Origin of the sequence: Methanothermococcus sp., assembly GCF_015523155.1 — an archaeon.
GTDB lineage: Archaea > AGJL01 > Methanococci > Methanococcales > Methanococcaceae > Methanofervidicoccus.
Genome location: NZ_WAKW01000026.1, coordinates 1 through 18227 on the forward strand (window position 1 = coordinate 1; position 18227 = coordinate 18227).

At 29.9% G+C, this 18227-nt stretch carries 17 protein-coding genes and 2 pseudogenes; 14 read left to right on the top strand and 5 right to left on the bottom strand.

The features are described from left to right. Window positions 1-164 precede the first annotated feature (164 nt). Together F7B34_RS03070 and F7B34_RS03075 are read left to right on the top strand one after the other, a co-directional pair. Window positions 165-1820, top strand: a complete 1656-nt coding sequence (locus tag F7B34_RS03070) for an ABC transporter ATP-binding protein (RefSeq protein ID WP_292460284.1) — start codon at window positions 165-167, stop codon at window positions 1818-1820. A 26-nt stretch (window positions 1821-1846) separates the two neighbouring features. Further along, on the top strand, window positions 1847-2986 hold the full coding sequence (locus F7B34_RS03075; RefSeq protein WP_292460286.1) for a class I SAM-dependent rRNA methyltransferase: 1140 nt from the start codon (window positions 1847-1849) through the stop codon (window positions 2984-2986). A gap of 88 nt (window positions 2987-3074) precedes the next feature. Here the strand turns inward: F7B34_RS03075 and F7B34_RS03080 are convergent, their stop codons facing one another. Both F7B34_RS03080 and F7B34_RS03085 read right to left on the bottom strand, forming a co-directional pair. Then, a complete protein-coding gene (locus F7B34_RS03080; RefSeq protein WP_292460288.1) occupies window positions 3075-3419 on the bottom strand; it encodes a DsrE/DsrF/TusD sulfur relay family protein in 345 nt (114 codons plus the stop codon). Window positions 3420-3443: 24 nt separating this feature from the next. Next, entirely contained in the window at window positions 3444-3656 is a 213-nt protein-coding gene (locus tag F7B34_RS03085; RefSeq protein WP_292460290.1) for a sulfurtransferase TusA family protein, read from the bottom strand. A 245-nt stretch (window positions 3657-3901) separates the two neighbouring features. Between F7B34_RS03085 and F7B34_RS03090 the strand changes: the two genes are divergently transcribed. From F7B34_RS03090 to F7B34_RS03105, 4 genes are all read left to right on the top strand, one after another. After that, the gene (locus F7B34_RS03090; RefSeq protein ID WP_292460292.1) at window positions 3902-4345 is read left to right on the top strand and encodes a hypothetical protein; all 444 of its coding nucleotides are present in this window, start codon (window positions 3902-3904) and stop codon (window positions 4343-4345) included. A 98-nt stretch (window positions 4346-4443) separates the two neighbouring features. Next, window positions 4444-6333: a DUF2341 domain-containing protein gene (locus F7B34_RS03095; RefSeq protein ID WP_292460294.1), complete on the top strand. Its 1890-nt coding sequence runs from the start codon at window positions 4444-4446 to the stop codon at window positions 6331-6333. An 11-nt stretch (window positions 6334-6344) separates the two neighbouring features. Continuing rightward, a complete protein-coding gene (locus F7B34_RS03100) occupies window positions 6345-6884 on the top strand; it encodes a hypothetical protein (RefSeq protein WP_292460296.1) in 540 nt (179 codons plus the stop codon). Further along, entirely contained in the window at window positions 6885-8747 is a 1863-nt protein-coding gene (locus tag F7B34_RS03105) for a DUF2341 domain-containing protein (RefSeq protein WP_292460297.1), read from the top strand. It begins immediately after the preceding gene. Here the strand turns inward: F7B34_RS03105 and F7B34_RS03110 are convergent. Both F7B34_RS03110 and F7B34_RS03115 read right to left on the bottom strand, forming a co-directional pair. Further along, window positions 8744-9073, bottom strand: a complete 330-nt coding sequence (locus F7B34_RS03110; RefSeq protein WP_292460299.1) for a NifB/NifX family molybdenum-iron cluster-binding protein — start codon at window positions 9071-9073, stop codon at window positions 8744-8746. The genes F7B34_RS03105 and F7B34_RS03110 overlap by 4 nt on opposite strands. A gap of 36 nt (window positions 9074-9109) precedes the next feature. After that, window positions 9110-10657: a 2-isopropylmalate synthase gene (locus tag F7B34_RS03115; protein WP_292460300.1), complete on the bottom strand. Its 1548-nt coding sequence runs from the start codon at window positions 10655-10657 to the stop codon at window positions 9110-9112. Between the two features lie 275 nt (window positions 10658-10932). Between F7B34_RS03115 and cfbB the strand changes: the two genes are divergently transcribed. The 6 genes and pseudogenes from cfbB (at window position 10933) to F7B34_RS03145 (ending at window position 16816) form a co-directional block, all read left to right on the top strand. Beyond that, a complete protein-coding gene (gene cfbB / locus F7B34_RS03120) occupies window positions 10933-12339 on the top strand; it encodes a Ni-sirohydrochlorin a,c-diamide synthase (protein WP_292460301.1) in 1407 nt (468 codons plus the stop codon). A gap of 44 nt (window positions 12340-12383) precedes the next feature. Beyond that, entirely contained in the window at window positions 12384-13355 is a 972-nt protein-coding gene (locus F7B34_RS03125; RefSeq protein ID WP_292460303.1) for a diadenylate cyclase, read from the top strand. 119 nt (window positions 13356-13474) lie between these two features. After that, complete coding sequence (hacA, locus tag F7B34_RS03130; RefSeq protein ID WP_292460305.1) at window positions 13475-14731, top strand: homoaconitase large subunit; 1257 nt, start codon at window positions 13475-13477, stop codon at window positions 14729-14731. Between the two features lie 73 nt (window positions 14732-14804). Next, window positions 14805-15251: pseudogene (locus tag F7B34_RS03135) on the top strand (acylphosphatase); the annotation flags it as partial. Window positions 15252-15560: 309 nt separating this feature from the next. Further along, window positions 15561-16082, top strand: coding sequence for a hypothetical protein (locus tag F7B34_RS03140; RefSeq protein ID WP_292460307.1), 522 nt, complete (start codon window positions 15561-15563; stop codon window positions 16080-16082). Window positions 16083-16225: 143 nt separating this feature from the next. Continuing rightward, window positions 16226-16816 (top strand): endo alpha-1,4 polygalactosaminidase, encoded by a 591-nt coding sequence (locus F7B34_RS03145; protein WP_292460311.1) that lies wholly within the window; start codon window positions 16226-16228, stop codon window positions 16814-16816. On the opposite strand, the gene F7B34_RS03150 is transcribed toward F7B34_RS03145, so the two are convergent. After that, a complete protein-coding gene (locus tag F7B34_RS03150) occupies window positions 16813-17520 on the bottom strand; it encodes a class I SAM-dependent methyltransferase (protein WP_292460308.1) in 708 nt (235 codons plus the stop codon). The genes F7B34_RS03145 and F7B34_RS03150 overlap by 4 nt on opposite strands. A gap of 115 nt (window positions 17521-17635) precedes the next feature. Between F7B34_RS03150 and F7B34_RS03155 the strand changes: the two genes are divergently transcribed. Both F7B34_RS03155 and F7B34_RS03160 read left to right on the top strand, forming a co-directional pair. Then, a complete protein-coding gene (locus F7B34_RS03155; protein WP_292460310.1) occupies window positions 17636-18124 on the top strand; it encodes a molybdenum cofactor biosynthesis protein B in 489 nt (162 codons plus the stop codon). 8 nt (window positions 18125-18132) lie between these two features. Then, window positions 18133-18227, top strand: a pseudogene (locus F7B34_RS03160) (radical SAM protein); the annotation flags it as partial.

Consider the following 18227-nt stretch of genomic DNA (forward strand, 5'->3'; position numbering starts at 1 on the left):
TACCTATATTATTCATATTACCACATCAATATAATAAAATATATAACTAAAAAATTATAAGTTATTATATACATCTATATCTAATTTTAATCATTATTTTAATTATTATTTTCATTTCATTATTTATATATATAATTTAAAACAATAATTTAAAGGTGTAGAGTATGGCAGTTAAGGTCAAGAATTTATCTAAAAATTACGGCAAAAAAAAGGTGCTAAATAATATAAGTTTTGAAGCTAAAAAGGGAGAAGTATTGGGGATAATTGGAAAATCCGGAGCTGGAAAATCCACATTGATTAGAATTTTAAGAGGGACCGATAAGGAATACAGCGGCGAGATTGAAATTTGCGGTAGAACTGATAATTTTAGAGAAATTACTGCGATACATTTACAAAGGAACTTTGCATTATGGGCTGAACCTTCAATATACAACATAATAAGGAAATTATACGCCATAAGAAACAATTCTGATGAATCTCTTCCTATGGAAGACGAATGGGAGGAATACGAAAAAACCGCAATAGAGATTTTAAAATTGGTTGGATTGGAGCATAAAAAAGATGCATTTTCAAACATACTCAGCGGTGGAGAGAAACAGAGGTTAATCTTAGGTAGGCAAATAGCAAAAATATATGAAAAAGGAGAAGGCGTTTTACTGCTTGATGAACCTGCCACCATGTCCTGTCCAGCTTCAAAACAGATTTTACTAGATGTTTTAAAGAATATCAATGAAAAATTAAATATTACAATGGTAATTACATCACATCTCCCAGAAATCCACGAATATCTATGCGATAGATGTATTCTTTTAGAGGATGGAGATATAAAAATGGATGGAGAACCAAAAGAGGTAATTAATGAGTTTTTAAAAGACATGGACGAACCATATGCTAAAAAAACCACTCCAAATGACAAAGATATTATAAGTGTAAATAATGTATCCAAAAGATATTTTGTTGTGCATGGTGGGGAAACTCTTAATATGAAGGATATTTCCTTTAATGTGAAAGAGGGCGAAATATTATCCATCATTGGGCCCAGTGGAACTGGAAAGTCTGTTCTTTTAAGACTTCTCGGCGGTGTTGAATTCCCAGATGCTGGGAATATTGTTGTTGATGGAATAGATTTGAACGACTATGGATGGGAAAGAGTTAATTTAAGAAGAAGAATGGGTATAATGCACCAGGAGTTTTCATTGACTCACTATCTGCCTGTTGAGGATATGCTAAAATACAGGCTTGGAATTAAAGGGGAAAAGGCGGTAGCAAATGCAAAATTAAAATCCCAAGAGCTCGGCATATCTCCAAAAGTTGTAGATGCCATTTATCAGTTGATTGACCTTCCAGAACAGGAAATGAAAAACAAACTTGGAAAATTGGGCATATCAGAGGATATAGTTAAAATGCTGTTCCCCGCTGTTGTGGATGAGTTCCATCCAAAAGATGTTCTTAGAGCTCTTGACTTGGATGAGAATATTTTGAAGAAAACACCATTGGAACTAAGCGGCGGTGAAAAGGTAAGGGTTGCTCTTGCATTGCAACTTATAACAAAACCTAAGATTCTACTCCTTGATGAGCCGTTTGGTGATTTAGACCCGATTACACTTAGGGATGTTTCAAATTACCTTAAAAAGATAAATGATGAGTTTGGAACAACCATGGTATTAATAAGCCATCACATCCAACTTATTAAAGAAATAAGCGACAGGACTATATTAATAGACGAAGGAAAAATAATAATGGATGGAAAACCAGAGGAGGTTTGTAATACATTTATTGAAAGAAGTAATTCAAAATTTTTAAGAAGGAACTTTTATTAATATATTTTTATTTTATATATAGGGTGATGTTATTGATAGAGATTGACAAAAGGGCATATAATTCTATTTTAAATTTTTCAAGGGTTATTTACAAAAATGCAATAATAAATAAAGAGGATTTGCCAGATAAGGAGCAAATAATAAAATTATATTATAAAGATAAATTTGTAGCTAAGGCTATATATGATAGCAGAGCGACAATTAAAATATTAACTCTAAAAGATGAAGAGATAAACAAGGACTTTTTTTACAATAGAATAAAAAAATCTAAGGAATATAGGGAGAATATATTAAATTATAAAGATACATACAGGATGATATATGCAGAGGCGGATTATTTGCCTTCAATCATACTTGATAAATATAACAACATAGCATCAATGCAGGTGTCTTCAAAAGTTATGGAAGAGTACATTCCCATTATATTTGAATGTTTAAATGAACTTACTGATATTACTACTCTCTATGTTCAAAGTGCAAAAAAAGGAAGTAAAATAAAATCAAAAATATATGGGGATAAAAAATTTGAAACAATAATAAATGAAGGAAATGCGAAATTTAAGGTAAATTTAAAGGGACATAAAACTGGATTCTTCTTAGACCAGAGAGAAAATAGACTAAATTTAGAGAATTATGTTAAAAAAGGAGATAAAGTTTTAGATATTTGTTGTTATACTGGTGGTTTTTCTGTCCATTGTGGCATAAAAGGGGCGGAAGTCGTAGGAGTTGATATGTCAGATAAGGCGTTGGAGGTTGCAGAGGAAAATATGGAACTAAATAATATAAAGAATTATAACTTCATTGTAGGAAATGCCTTTGATGTAATGAGGGAAATGATTGATAAAAACGAAAAATTCGATATTGTAATTTTAGACCCGCCGGCTTTTACAAAATCGTCAAAGGATGTTAAAAATGCGTTGAAGGCATACAACACAATGAATTACTTAGGATTAAAACTTGCAAAGAGGATGTTTATTACATGTTCCTGTTCCCACCATATCGATAGAGAGATGTTTAAAAATATGGTAGTTTCCTCTTCACTAAGGGCTAAAAAAGAAATTAGGCAAATTGGGGGATACAGAACTCAATCCCCCGACCATATAATAACAATGGCAAATAAAAATTTGGAGTATTTAAAGTGTTTGTTTTTTGGAGTGGAGGATTAAATAATAAACAATAATAAATGAGAAAGAAATAAAAAATAAAAAAAGAAAAGAAAAAGATGAAAAAGGAAAAATAATTAAAAAACAAAATTTAGAATGTTATTACATTATCGCTCTCTTTTACAAATGCCACTAAATCATGCATTGTGGCAAGTTGCACCCCTTCCAATATATCATCTTCACTTAAACCTCTTGCCTTACTGCATGGACCGCATGCCTTTACAACTGCCCCTGCTTCAATGCAGTTTTTTAGATATTCCAAATAGTTCGGAACCTCTGCTGGATTTTGAGATGTTTTTGCAACATAGACTCCATCTTCAAGGAGGAATATATTAATATCGATACCTTCTAAAAGTGATGTTAAAGCAAATCTAAGACCCGAGTATGCCCTCTCTTTTCCATATGGTGCTGTTGTGATTATTACTGTGAATTTCAAAATATCACCTTATTTTATAATTGTTTATTTTTTTATTACAATTTTAAATCCGCTTTCAGTTTTTTCGGCAGATACAACAGTATGACCATGTTCTTCAACAAATCTTGTAATATTTTCTAATGCTGGTTTATAGTCTCCTATTACTGTCAATTCCTCTCCATCGCTCATTGAATCAAGTGCTTTTTTTGTTTTTAATACTGGAATTGGACATACTGTTCCGCTAACATCGAGCTCCATTATATCACCATGGTATTAAAATTATTAATATATTTTTGACTTATTAAATGTTTTGTAATATATACATATTCATTAAAAATAGCTATATTTATATATATTATATAAATATTTTCATTAATTATTCTAATAATAGTTTTGTTATTAAATATATTATTAATTTTAAAAATTAGTAGGTATATATATAAGATAAATTATAAAATATTATAATTAGAAAATTTAAAATAATAATTTTTTATGGGATTTTTATGAAATTATATTCCAAAAGAGGACAGATTTCCATTGATGCAGTGTTGGCAATACTATTTATGTTATTATTGAGTGTATTGGTTAGTTATAATGTATTCAATTTTTTAAATGGAGTTAATCACTCTGAAATTGCCGATAGGGGACATTCAATACTTGATGTTTTTGAAAATTATGCTTTAATCGCATATTCAAAAAATGTTAATATGCATGCAACATTTAAACCTATTGGAAATATCAACTATACAATATATTTTTCAAACAAAAAAATAATTGTTAATAACACTACAAACATACTATTTAAACCCGAACATGATGAAAATGGCACATATATAAACATTACTGGAGGGAATTTAAAGAATAATCCACGCCTGCCCCAAAATATTGTAAATATATCATTTGGGAAGTTTTATGTCTGTAAAAATCTTACAGTTAGGATTAAATAACCAAAGGTTTTCTCTTTTTTAATATTATTTATATTTATATAGCAATTATGTAGATTATTTTTATATTGCAATACCTATAAAAATTCGGGGGATATATTATGTTGGTAAGGTTAAAGTCAAAAAGAGGCTATATATTTACCTACGAAGCTGTTATTGTAGCTGCTGTATTTGTTATAGTTTTTTATTTAGGATATTTTGCAATTTCTCACAATATTTTAACAGTTCATGAAGAAAAAAGAAATATTGAATCATTTGAAAAAGCAAATTTAATAACTGATGTATTGTATAAACAGCATGAATTACCCTCTAATTCATATATTCCAGATTATAAAAGATTTTTAGATAAAATTAAAGAAAGGTATTATATATCATATAATAAAATTCCAGGAACATTTGATCCATCTGCACAGGTTGGTTTAAATTATGTATATAACGATAGTTGGATGTATATAATAAATATATCAAATCCAAATGATTATAATTTGACAGATTATCAAGTTCTAGTTACCCTAACGCCAACTAATTTCAATTTTGACTTTTCACCAAATGGTAAAAATATAAGTTTTTGGGAAAACGACAGCGGGACAATTACTGAAATTCCCTATTGGATTGAAACTTGGAAATACAATCAAAAGGCAAGAATTTGGATAAAAGTAAATAAAATTCCAAAAAACAGTAGTATATTAGTTTATTTAAAAAGGAATCAGAATGGAGACTCTTCAATAGAGGACGATGGAAATAAAGTATTTATATTCTTCGACGATTTTGAGAATGAAAGTTTATGGGATAAATGGAAAGTTGTAATAGGTAGTGAAAACGACTGGAACATTACCCAGGATAACACATTACCATACTATAATAATAATTCAGGGGAAAATCATGTTGCCCATTTAAAACCAAGCAGTGTGAGATATAGAAGCATAATATCAAGAAATCCATTAAATGTTAATGATGGCGATAAATATATTCTTGAAGCTACTGTTAAAGGACATACTGGGGCAGAGGGGGGAAGTGCAGATAGTCCCGATACGATGGTTGGATTTTATTCAGACTCAAATGCCAATAATTTTTATAACTCATTTACAGGTTATGACCAGTTATTTGCAATATGTCGTAATTACGATACGTTAGTTAAAGATTCAAACATATTTACAAAGGATAACACATGGTATGAGGAAAAATTTATATTGGAACAGAAGAATAATCAAGGGGACAGAATCTGCAATTCATCCATCTGGGAATTCTTCAATGGATACTATGGAGACCCAAATCCAAATAATAATACAAATACTATGTTCAATGTAAATTGTAAGGTCACTAAAAAAAATAATCCAAAAAATAGTAGATATATTCTTTTAGGAACGGGACAGGGCACTCATGATGAGGAGTATTGGTTTGACAATATCAAAGTAAGAAAATATGCTCCAAAGGTATCTGTTTCTGTAAGTGAAAATATTGTGAGCTCTACAATATTACAATCTATAAAATCATATTATTTTACGAATATTCCTAATGTAATCTCAAATGTAAATCTGATTTTTGTAAATTATTCAGTTAATTATTCAGAAAACACCTATATTAAAAAACGAAATCTTTTAGTTCCTATAAAAACTTGGAGATATTCAAACAATAAAATAATATCTGAGAATATTTCCAAAAATGAAATTTTATATTTTGCCGCCAGGAGACCTTCAACATTAGTTTATATCAACGCTTCTTCAACAGAGGCAACGGATGCGATATTTTTGGTTAATGGGGTACCGTTCGAATTACATTTAAATAGTACTCCAAAAATAACTGGATTTGGAAAAGTTATAAACACACATAATTGGGAATATTACGAACCTAATGAGATAAAATTATTAAATGTATCAAATAATCCAAATCAAAATATAACTCTAAATATTACATTTAGCCAACCCTCTACAATTTATGTATTAAAATTAAGACCTGAAAATATATCATGCGTTGTTGAATTAAAGAATTAGGGGGATATATTATGATATTTGATAGTGATTTATTAATTGCAGTTATTATTATTATCGTGGGCATGGGTTTCTTTACATCTTCGATGATAGAACATACAAACAACTATGAAGATACTGTAAAAACCAATATAATGTATGATAAAGTGGTGTATCAATTAAAATCCCTAATTTCAGATGGGACAATCGAAACTGCCATTTTATTAATCAATAACAATAATTCAGCCATTGCAGTGAGTATTTTAAAAAATAGGATAGGATTTAAAAATTATGAATTAAAAATTGGAAATTATGCCATCTCACAGGGCAACTTAACAGGTAGTAAAACTATTATGGCATCTACCACCATTCTAATGAATAGAACTGAGGGGTGGTATGGAGTATATGGAAATGATAATGGATTATACCTAACAAATAAACATTTTATAAGCGAAAATGAGACATACAATTACTTAAATAACCATTATGATAATACCACTTACCCTTATAGAAAAGCTATATATTACTTTAATTCAAGCAATCCTATAAATATCACAATTATCTGCGGTGATTAAATGTATGCATCTCAAAGTATGATTGTATTGGTTTTACTGTTGTTCTTAACTGGAACAATATTATACAACACCATAGATATTCAAAAACAGCAGGTATTAAATGAGATGAAAGCATCTTCTGTTGATTTAAAATCTACATCAATAGAGCATGTGGTTACCTCATCCATTTCACCAGTATTTAATAAGGTATTGAATGATGCAGAACTGGAAGTTATAAGGCGATATAATAATAACCCCAATAATCCCGACGATGCATTTTTTAAAAATACTACGGAAGTTGTAGAATTTCTAAAAAACGATACTATAAATATAATCAACAACAGTTATTTAGCAAATGCAAGTAAATACTATAACAATCAAGGATATAATTTTTCATATAGATTCAACATAACAAACATAACAATGGTAGATGGATTTACATTTAAAATAGATTATATTTTTGAATACAATCTATCAAAAAACGGTATAGTGAATAAATCAGAATGTATAAATTCCTCCCAATACGCAACTGTAAAGACAATTTTAGATGCATACCACTACATAAAACCCACATATATGGGGAGTATAAATATTTCAAATCCAAACAATGAAGATTTAAATGATTTTCAAGTTAAAGTTGTTCTAAACAATAGCAATTTCAATTTTTCATTGGAACCAAATGGAACTGGTTTAAGATTTTATGATGAGAATAAGAATTATGTTCCATATTGGATAGAATATTGGAATTATTCAAACGATAATATAAACAACGATAAGGCAATTGTTTGGCTAAAAGTTCCGCATTTAAAAGCCCATACAAATACAACAGTATATATAATATCCACATATCCAAAAATATCAGAAAGTAAGGGGGATTTAGTATTTGAATTATTCGATGGCTTTGAATATAACGACTCAATCTACTCTAAATGGAATGTATTATATGGAACTTGGAATTATGATGGAGGTAATAATAATGATAACCCACTTTATAACTCACTATATAATAGGCAAATAATTAAATGTGAAAATGCCCCACCAGTTGCAAGAATGATTTCAAACAACAACATAACTCTAAATAATTATATTATTGAGGTTGATGCAAAAGGAGATAATAATTACCAATACTGGTCATGGTCTCGGCCACGCGGGTTTAGAGATTGGCCTGCCCCAAATATAATGGTAGGATATTTTGCAAATCCTCAGTATTATGGGGAAACCACAACTCATCCAGATGCATTTTACACATTGGACTTAGGGGGAAGATATAATAACAATGATTACGCACTTTATACCAATTATGGTCAGGAGTTATATTGGCATGATGATGATTATATTTATTCCGGTTTAGGCATATGTAATGAATACCCTGTGGATTATTACTATGTATATCGAACAAGAACGACATATAGTAATAACGTGGCAAATAAAAACACATGGTACCATATAAAAATTCTCATCAACGGAACAACAATTTATGGAACCTACTCTAATTTAAGCGATTACCTACAAAATAATGAAAATAATTGGATGATTAGTAAATATATAAATAACCCATACGGAAGTTATTTTGAACTTGGAACATCCATGGGATTTAATGATGAGAATTATAATCAAAATGTATATTTTGATAACTTCAGGGTAAGAAAATACGCTCCAATAGAACCAACGGCAACGGCATATAAAAATATGATTAGAAAAACAGGAATTATATATATCTCTCCAAATAGGGACTATGGAACTCATTATGGGGACGAAGAAAGTTATAATCCTTACTTTGTAGAAGATACTTCAAATATTTATCCTTCAATAATAGATATGCTTGCTGGAAAGGATACAAAAGAATGGGAATATGGATACAGTATAAAATTGGAAGGTTATTAATTTATTTTTTCCAATTTTTCTTCTAAAAATAATTTTATACATTCATCCACATTATCAGTTTCACATTTATATATTTCAATGCCTTTTTTCGATAAACTCTCCATACTATTTTTACCCATATTTATACAAATTACTCCATTTGGTTTTTCACCCAACAGAACTTTAACAGCCTTACCATGACCTTGACCATCACAGGGGACACTTTCCACAACTTTTGTATTTACCACTTCTTTTTTGTCGTTGTCGATATTAACAATTAAGAAATACGGAGCTCTACCAAAATGGGCACATACCCTATCACTTTCCATAGGTATTGCAATTTTCATAATTTCACCCTCTTCTTTTATTTATTTCATTTTATTTCATTTATCCATAATCTTATTTATTCCATCAATTATTGCCTCAACAGATGCCCTTACTATATCCTCATTTGCTGCTTTTGCGGTAATTTCTTTTCCATACCCTTCTAATTTAACAATTACTTCTGCTAAGGCGTCTGTTCCACCAGTGATGGCATTTATGTGATATTCTTTTAATTTTATTTTTTCCCCTATTATAGATTGAATTGCCTTTAATGCAGCATCCACTGGTCCAACTCCAACCTTTGAAGTAATATATTTCTCATTGTTTATTATCAAAGCCACGCTTGCTGTTGGAATTAATTTGTTTCCAGTCATTACTGCTATTTGCTCTAAATTAACAATTCTTTCTGATTTTACAGTTCTCTTTGTAATATCTTCAACAATTGCTATTACATCTGCATCGGTAATCATTTTGCCTTTATCTCCGATGTCTTTTATTCTGCCTATTATTTCCTTAAACTGCTCTTCTGAAACATTTTTCCCAACTTCAAGACCAAGCTCCTTCAACTTTGATTGGATAGCATGAGCTCCGGTGTGTTTTCCCAATATGATTTTCCTCTTTTGACCCACCATTTCAGGAGGTATTGGCTCATAGGTGAGGGCATGTGCAAGTACACCGTGGGCATGTATTCCGCTTTCATGGGCAAATGAATTTTCCCCAACAACTGCCTTATTTGGCTGAGTTTTTATTCCAGTGAGTTTTGATACTAAATTAGATATTTCTGTTAATTTCTCGGTTTTTATATTGGTTTCTACACCGTAAATCATATTTAATGACATTACCGCCTCTTCAAGAGCAGCATTTCCTGCTCTTTCACCTAATCCATTTATTGTGCAGTGTATCTGCTCAGCCCCCCCTTCAACTGCACCTAATGAATTTGCCACTGCAAGACCGAAGTCGTTATGACAATGAACAGAAATAGGAATGTTAATTTCCTTTTTTAATTCGCTTATTAAATAAGTCATTGCCCTTGGAATCATTACACCGACGGTATCTGGAACATTTATTCTGTCGGCACCTGCATCTTCTGCATTTTTATAAACTTCTATCAAATAATCAATTTCCGTCCTTGTGGCATCTTCTGCTGAGAACTCTACTTTTATTCCATGTTCCTTTATATATTCTATGGCATCCACTGCCTTATTTGTTATCTCTTCTTTGCTCATTTTTAATTTATATTCCCTATGAAGAGGGGATGTTGCTATAAATGTATGTATGCTATCAACGCCACAGTCTATTGCAACATCTATATCTTTTTTAACTGCTCTTGCAAGACCGCAAATTTCTGCATCCATGTTTAAAGATGTTATTTTTTTAATTGCCTCCTGCTCCCCATGGGATGAAATAGGAAATCCTGCTTCTATAACATCCACACCTATATTATTTAGATTTATAGCAATTTCTACCTTCTCATCTGGAGTTAATGACACACCAGGGGTTTGTTCCCCATCTCTTAGGGTGGTGTCGAAAATTTTAACCTTCTTTGGAATGTTTAGATGATTAATGGCATTTTTAATTATATCATTAGTTTGATTATAAGGTTCCATTTTTTTCACCATTATTTAATATATATTCATTATATTATTAAATTATAATAGATAAAGTTTTTTAATTTTTTTTAAATTTTTAATTTATTTATAAAAAAAAGATTTAGATTTATTATATATTTTATTATTTAAGTATGTAATATTTCATAATATATATATTTTTTATTAAATTATTTAAACCACTAAAAAGCAATTATAAATTTTAACAAAATATCTATAATGTTATAATATAAAAAAATTTAAGTAAAATAAATAAATTAAAAAAAGGGAAAATCATGAAAAATCTCAAAAGAGTTGTATTAGCTGGAACATCCTCGATGATTGGAAAAACCACCATATCAACAGGAATAATGAAGGCACTTTCAAAAAAATACAATGTTCAGCCTTATAAAATAGGTCCTGATTATATTGACCCTACATACCATACATCAGCCACAGGAAACCGCAGTAGAAACTTGGACTCATTTTTTATGAAAAATTACCAAATTAAGGAACTATTTAAAAGAAATTCTAAAAATAAAGACATAAGCATCATAGAAGGGGTCAGGGGATTATATGAGGGTATATCTCCATATAACGATATAGGGAGTACCGCATCAGTTTCAAAATCATTGAATGCTCCTGTAATCTTAATAATGGATGCAAGAAGTTTAACTAGAAGTGCAGCCGCAGTCATAAAAGGATTTAAAAGTTTTGATGAAAATGTGGATATTCAGGGAGTCATATTTAACAAAATAAGGGGGGAAAAGCACTATAAAAAATTAAAGGATACTGTAAATTACTATATTTCAGATATAGAAATAATTGGGGCTATTCCTAGGGATGAAAAGCTTGAAGTATCTCAGAGGCATTTGGGGCTTGTTCCAACGCCTGAAAATAGGGATAATCTTAATAAAAATATAGATATATGGGGGCATGTCGTTGAAGAATATCTTGATTTAGATAAAATCGTAGAAATAAGTGAAAATAATGAGTTTGATGCCATAAATGAAGGCAGTGAAACTATTGAAAATAAAACCGAAAATGGCAATAATAACAACGATAGCAATGATTTTTTACTTTGGAATGTAAATAAAAACAAATGCACCATTGGAGTGGCATATGACGAAGTATTTAATTTCTATTATTGGGATAATTTCGATGCGTTGGAAGAAAATGGGGCAAAACTTAAATTTTTCAGTCCATTGAATGATGAATGCATTCCAAATTGTGATGTTCTTTATTTTGGAGGGGGATATCCAGAAATCTTTGCAAATGAATTGAATAAAAACAAATCAATGATTGAATCAATAAGAAACTTCGATGGTAAAATCTACGGAGAATGTGGGGGATTGATGTATTTAACCAATTCCATAAATGGCATTGAAATGTTAAAAATATTAAATTGCGATTCGATAATGACTAAGAATGTTCAGGGGTTAAGTTATGTTAAGGGAACATTTATATATGACTGTCCAATAGGAAAAAAAGAATGTGAATTTAAGGCACATGAATTCCATTATTCAAAGTTAATAAACATAAAAGAAAAATTATTTGCATACAAAATAAATAGGGGAAGGGGCATAATAAATAATATGGATGGTATATTATCCAACGATAAAAGAATTCTTGGAGGTTATGCCCATCAACATTGTATAGGTAATCCTTATTTTGCCTCATCTTTGGTAGAGGATTTAAAATAATATAAATATAAAAATTAAATTAAAATTTTATAATTGGTGGCTCGATGGATAGGATTAAATCAATTTTAAAATATGGATATAAATTAGCTATCGATGTAAATGCAGATATATTCTTAATATTTACGGAAACAGGTAATACATACTATATATTTAAAGAATATTTAGAATCCATTGAAGATTCTCAGGCACAAATTAAATTTAATAATAATATATATAATGAAGAAAATTGTAAAAAAGACTACACTGGGAGTAATTTAAAAATAATAGTATCTACGCCAAATGAAGATACCTACTTCAATCTTAAAAATGAAAAAAGGATAATACCTATATTGATGAATTATCGAAATAAATACAAAACCACAATGATAAAACAGGCAATTATAAAATTATTTGAAAATAATATTATAAAAAAAGGGGATTTAATAGTGGCTATATTGGGACTTCCAAAAGCCTCTGGTGGAACTGATACCATATCTATAATTGAGGTAAATAATTACAGTCCAATATTGAAATTTTATCAATTTATAAACTCCATAGAAAAAATTGAAGGGCTTGTTATTAATGAAATATTGGATATTGCCATGGAGCTCGCTGTGGAGGGTAGGGAAGGAAAACCCGTAGGAACCATATTTGTTATAGGAGATACTGAAAAAGTGCTTAAAATGTCAAGTCAGTTGATATTAAATCCATTCAAATGTCATAAGGCAATAATATTTGATAAAAAGGTTAAAGGAACAATAAAAGAGCTCTCCACAATAGATGGTGCATTTATAATTACTGAGAAAGGAGAGGTAAAGTCTGCGGGGAGATACATAGAATGTATTGGTGGTAATTTGAATCTTCCATTGGGTCTCGGAGCTCGGCATTATGCAGCTGCGGCTATCTCAAAACATACCGATGCAATAGCCATTACAGTTTCTGAAAGTGGTGGAATAGTTAGAGTATTTAAAGATGGAGAAATACTTGTTGAAATAAATCCAAATAGATTAGATGATGAAAATTCATATATATACTAAATATACTAATTTTTACGAAAATTTATAAATAATATTTTTTATATATTTCCTTATTTTGCTATGATTCATACTTATTATGATGATGATTTATTATTAGTAAATTTAAACAGAGGAAAAATATGACATTAGCAGAGAAAATTTTATCAAAAAAATTAGGAAAAAAGGTTTATGCAGGAGATACAATAGAAATAGACATTGATTTAGCTATGACACATGATGGAACAACACCATTGTCGGCAAAGGCATTTAGACAGATAACAGATAAAGTCTGGGATAACGAAAAAATAGTAATAGTTTTTGACCACAATGTTCCAGCAAATACTTCGAAAGCTGCAAACATGCAGAAAATAACAAGAGAGTTTATAAAAGAACAGAATATAATACACCATTATTTTGAGGGTGAAGGAGTTTGCCATCAGGTTCTTCCTGAAAAAGGACATGTGAAACCAAACATGATAATCGCAGGAGGAGATAGTCATACCTGCACACATGGAGCATTTGGAGCCTTCTCCACAGGATTTGGAGCAACAGATATGGGATATATATTTGCAACAGGAAAAACATGGATTAAGGTTCCAAAAACAATTAGGGTAAATGTAAATGGAGAAAATGAAAAAATTACTGGAAAGGATATTATTTTAAGAATCTGTAAAGAGGTTGGAAGAAGGGGAGCCACATATATGGCTCTTGAATACGGTGGAGAAACTATTAAAAGCCTAAATATGGAAGATAGGATGGTTTTAAGCAATATGGCTATTGAGATGGGTGCAAAAGTTGGTCTAATTGAGGCAGATGAAACAACGTATAACTACCTAAAAACTAAAATTAGTGAAGAGGAACTATTGAATTTAAAACAGAACAGAATTACAGTGAATGAAAAGGAAGAGGAATATTATAAGGTAATAGATATAGATATTACCGGTATGGAAGAGCAGATCGCCTGCCCACACCATCCAGATAATGTTAAACCAGTTTCAGAGGTAAATGGGACTCATATTGACCAAGTGTTTATTGGCTCCTGCACAAATGGAAGATTAAATGATTTAAGAATTGCGGCAAAGTATTTAAAGGGAAAAAAAGTTCATAAGGATGTAAGGTTGATTGTAATTCCTGCATCAAAATCAATATTTAAACAGGCTTTAAATGAAGGTTTAATTGATATTTTTGTTGATGCCGGAGCTCTCATATGCACACCGGGATGTGGTCCATGTTTAGGAGCTCACCAGGGTGTTTTAGCAGATGGAGAGGTTTGTTTAGCAACGACGAACAGAAACTTTAAAGGAAGAATGGGCAATGTAAATGCTGAAATATATTTAGCATCCCCTGCCATTGCTGCAAAGAGTGCCGTTAAGGGATATATTACAAATGAAGAATAGTTTAAAATTATATTGCATATACTTTTATATATTCTAATCGATATAGTATATATGAGTAATATTTGGTGAGATTATGACTATCACTTATGAATTAAAGATATACGGGCGTGTTCAGCATGTGGGATTTAGGGACAGAATAGAAGACATTAGAAGAGGTTTAGGTATTGATGGTGTTGTGTATAACTATAAGGATGGCACTGTGAGAATATTGGCGAATTTCTACACTGAAAAGAAAAAGAAATTATTCAAAGAATTTATAAAGGAGTTGGAAGAAGAAGACAATCTTATAAATATAGATAGGATAGAAGAAAAAGAATTGAATACATATATTGAGTTTCCAAAAGGCATAAATCGACTTTCAGCAGATGATTTATTACAACTTAATAAAAAACTCGACGAAGGAGTTAAATACATTAAAATGATTTTCGGACTTTTAGACAATAATACAAAAATATTGGTGCAGGTAGATGAGAAGTTAAACCTTCATACTGAAATACTGAATAAGATGGATGAGAAGTTAAACCACCACACAGAGATATTAACTAATATGGATAAGAAATTAGACCTTTATACCAATATATTAACCAATATGGATGAAAAACTAAATACACTAAATGAAAATCAATTGAAAATAATTGAAGCATTAGGTAAAATAAACAGCACATTGGATAAAATTGAGAAAAAACTTTAATTATTTTTTATTTCTCCTTTTTTAAAGTATGCATAAAATGTTAAGATTAAACATCCCTATTTAAGTTAGACAAAAAGTATATATATTTAACAAAAATAAATTAAAATCATCTAAGGCTAAAAGTTGTTAGGTGGTTTTATGAGGAGATATTATCCAATAAAACTCATCTTTTTAAAAAGATTTTACATTATGATTTTTTTATTAATATTTTCTATAAGTGTATCTCAAATCTATGCAGATGAATGGAATCCTCCTGAAAGCTATACTTTTGATATATCAAATGGTCATTCTTATAGAATTACTTATAATGTGATTAATACTTCTAATAGTAATACTATTTCTTCTGGATCATATGGTATAATTAATAATAACATAAATACTTACGTAGATCTTGGTGGTTCAAGTTGTAACATTAAACTTAGTAATTCTCAAAACAAAAACCAATTAATTGTAAATCTTACATCAAAAATTGGTATGGATATTAATTTTTCACTTATTGATTTAACTGAGAATAAAACTGTGACAAATATTATTTATCCGTCATCATCTGGAGCAGGAAATTCTACAGTAACTACAACAGCAAAAGCCCCAATCCCCTTAGGAGCAGTAATATTAACATTAGTAGCAACACCATTAATAATATTGAGAAGGATGAAATAATGAAAAAAATCATACCTATCGGAGCGAAGCGGAGAGTTACAAAATCTGTAAGATTTTGTTCAATTTATCGAACCATACAACTATAAAAAAGAAGATATTAAAAATTAAAGTCATTAAACTCAAATATAAAGGTTATTGCCTACATAAGTGTTGGAGGAGTTAGTAAAGATAGACAATATTTCAAAGATTGCCAAAAAATAATCGTTGGAAAAAATCAAAATTGGAACTCTTACCATGTAAATGTCTCATCCCCAATATGGCAAAATATAATCCTAAATGAAGTTAAAAAATTTAAAGATATTGGGTTTGATGGCGTGTTTTTGGATACAGTTGATAGTGCAATCTATACAAACCAAAAAAATGAGGTTATTGAATTAATCAAAAAAATTAGAAAAGAAAATCCAAATATCATAGTCATCCAAAATAGGGGTTTTGAGGTCGTTGATGAAACCGCACCATACATAGATGGTGTTCTTTTTGAGGATTTCACAACATGCTATGATTTCAAAAATAAGAATGCATATTATTGGAAAGGTAGTGACCTAAATTGGATTAATGCTCAAAGTGAAAAACTAAAAAATTTGAAGGAAAAATATGGCATAGTTGTTCTAACTTTGGATTATGTCAATGATACTGAGATGGCTAAAAAATGTATTGAACATGCTAAAAGATATAACTTTATTCCAATGACGACAAATGATATTAACTTAAATTCAATTATTAACTTAAATTAATTTTTCTTTGCAACAACACCGATATAACATCCAAAGTTCTTTAAAAAACTTTTATAAATGAATTTGTCCATATATGAATTTGTAATATTTGTTCCAAATGTGTATTTTATATGAAAATCATATTTATTCAGTGCATTTTCAATATCCTTTAAATCATAAAATTTTGTTTTTACATTTATTCTTTTTCCATCTATGAACTTTACAATCTCCCCCTTTTTATTTTTAACAGCTTTTTTTGTGCTTTTTATTCCTTTTCGCCTTAGAGTTTTAATAATCCATCTTATATCATAGACATTTGCAACGGTAAATATTAAAATCCCATCATCTTTTAAAACTCGTCTTATCTCTTTCAGAGCTCGGTTCAATTGCACATGATTCAGAGCTCCGAAAAATGATATTACACAGTCAAAGGTTTTACTTTTAAATGGGATGTTTTCAGCATCTCCCTCTACAACGAATTTATTTGTTTTGTTGTGTGCTATTTTTGCCATTTCTATGGATATGTCGAGACCTATGGCAGGATTATTGTTCAATTTTTGCAACTGCTCGCCTGTTCCGCATCCTATATCAAGAACTAAATAATCCCTTTTAATTTCATTCTCCATTACTATATTTTCTATTTCTCTCATCCATTTTAATTTATTCCCATAATACATCTTATTATATTCTTTTGCTAGACTATCATAATATTTTGCCAAGTTCATAATAATCATTTTTTTATTTTTTTATAATACTAAAAATATATATTATAACTTAAATATTATTTATCGATTTTATATAATTTAAAATATTAAAAAATTAAATTAAAAAGGTGAAACTATGCACAAAGGATTGGAGAATGTAAAATATGCGGTAATAACTGTAAGTGATAGTAGATTTAATGAGCTCCTATCTGGAAGGGATGTTGATGATAAGTCGGGGGATTATTTAAGGGATGAATTGAATGCTCAATACTATACACTAATTCCAGATAATAAGGATATGTTAAAGGGTTTAATAAATCATATAATAGATTTTTTTGATATAGATTGTATTGTAATTACCGGGGGAACAGGGATATCAAATAGGGACAACACACCCGATGTGTTGAGAGAGTTATTTGAGAAGGAGCTCGATGGATTTAAAATAATGTTCCACAATTTAAGCTACAATGAGGTAGGGTATGCAACAGTTCTTTCAAGGGCAACTGCTGGAATTTACCAAAATAAAATAATATATGCACTACCTGGCTCATTAAACGCCTGTAAAACTGCAATGGGCATTATAAAAAAAGAAACTGGACATATCTTAAAACATTTATTGGAGTAGGTGAGATATTGAAAATTATTTTAAGAAATGAAATTTGCGATAGATTGGAATCTATTGTGAAAAATTTAAGAGTATCAAAACACTGCATAGGATGTGAAGGACT

What these genes read in the sequence shown, in the direction of transcription:
- hacA (WP_292460305.1), top strand. Translation starts at nt 13,475, where the DNA reads ATGACATTAGCAGAGAAAATTTTATCAAAAAAATTAGGAAAAAAGGTT.
- F7B34_RS03090 (WP_292460292.1), top strand. Translation starts at nt 3,902, where the DNA reads ATGAAATTATATTCCAAAAGAGGACAGATTTCCATTGATGCAGTGTTG.
- F7B34_RS03095 (WP_292460294.1), top strand. Translation starts at nt 4,444, where the DNA reads ATGTTGGTAAGGTTAAAGTCAAAAAGAGGCTATATATTTACCTACGAA.
- F7B34_RS03155 (WP_292460310.1), top strand. Translation starts at nt 17,636, where the DNA reads ATGCACAAAGGATTGGAGAATGTAAAATATGCGGTAATAACTGTAAGT.
- F7B34_RS03115 (WP_292460300.1), bottom strand. Translation starts at nt 10,657, where the DNA reads ATGGAACCTTATAATCAAACTAATGATATAATTAAAAATGCCATTAAT.
- F7B34_RS03150 (WP_292460308.1), bottom strand. Translation starts at nt 17,520, where the DNA reads ATGAACTTGGCAAAATATTATGATAGTCTAGCAAAAGAATATAATAAG.
- F7B34_RS03105 (WP_292460297.1), top strand. Translation starts at nt 6,885, where the DNA reads ATGTATGCATCTCAAAGTATGATTGTATTGGTTTTACTGTTGTTCTTA.
- F7B34_RS03100 (WP_292460296.1), top strand. Translation starts at nt 6,345, where the DNA reads ATGATATTTGATAGTGATTTATTAATTGCAGTTATTATTATTATCGTG.
- F7B34_RS03110 (WP_292460299.1), bottom strand. Translation starts at nt 9,073, where the DNA reads ATGAAAATTGCAATACCTATGGAAAGTGATAGGGTATGTGCCCATTTT.
- F7B34_RS03075 (WP_292460286.1), top strand. Translation starts at nt 1,847, where the DNA reads ATGTTATTGATAGAGATTGACAAAAGGGCATATAATTCTATTTTAAAT.
- cfbB (WP_292460301.1), top strand. Translation starts at nt 10,933, where the DNA reads ATGAAAAATCTCAAAAGAGTTGTATTAGCTGGAACATCCTCGATGATT.
- F7B34_RS03140 (WP_292460307.1), top strand. Translation starts at nt 15,561, where the DNA reads ATGAGGAGATATTATCCAATAAAACTCATCTTTTTAAAAAGATTTTAC.
- F7B34_RS03125 (WP_292460303.1), top strand. Translation starts at nt 12,384, where the DNA reads ATGGATAGGATTAAATCAATTTTAAAATATGGATATAAATTAGCTATC.
- F7B34_RS03085 (WP_292460290.1), bottom strand. Translation starts at nt 3,656, where the DNA reads ATGGAGCTCGATGTTAGCGGAACAGTATGTCCAATTCCAGTATTAAAA.
- F7B34_RS03070 (WP_292460284.1), top strand. Translation starts at nt 165, where the DNA reads ATGGCAGTTAAGGTCAAGAATTTATCTAAAAATTACGGCAAAAAAAAG.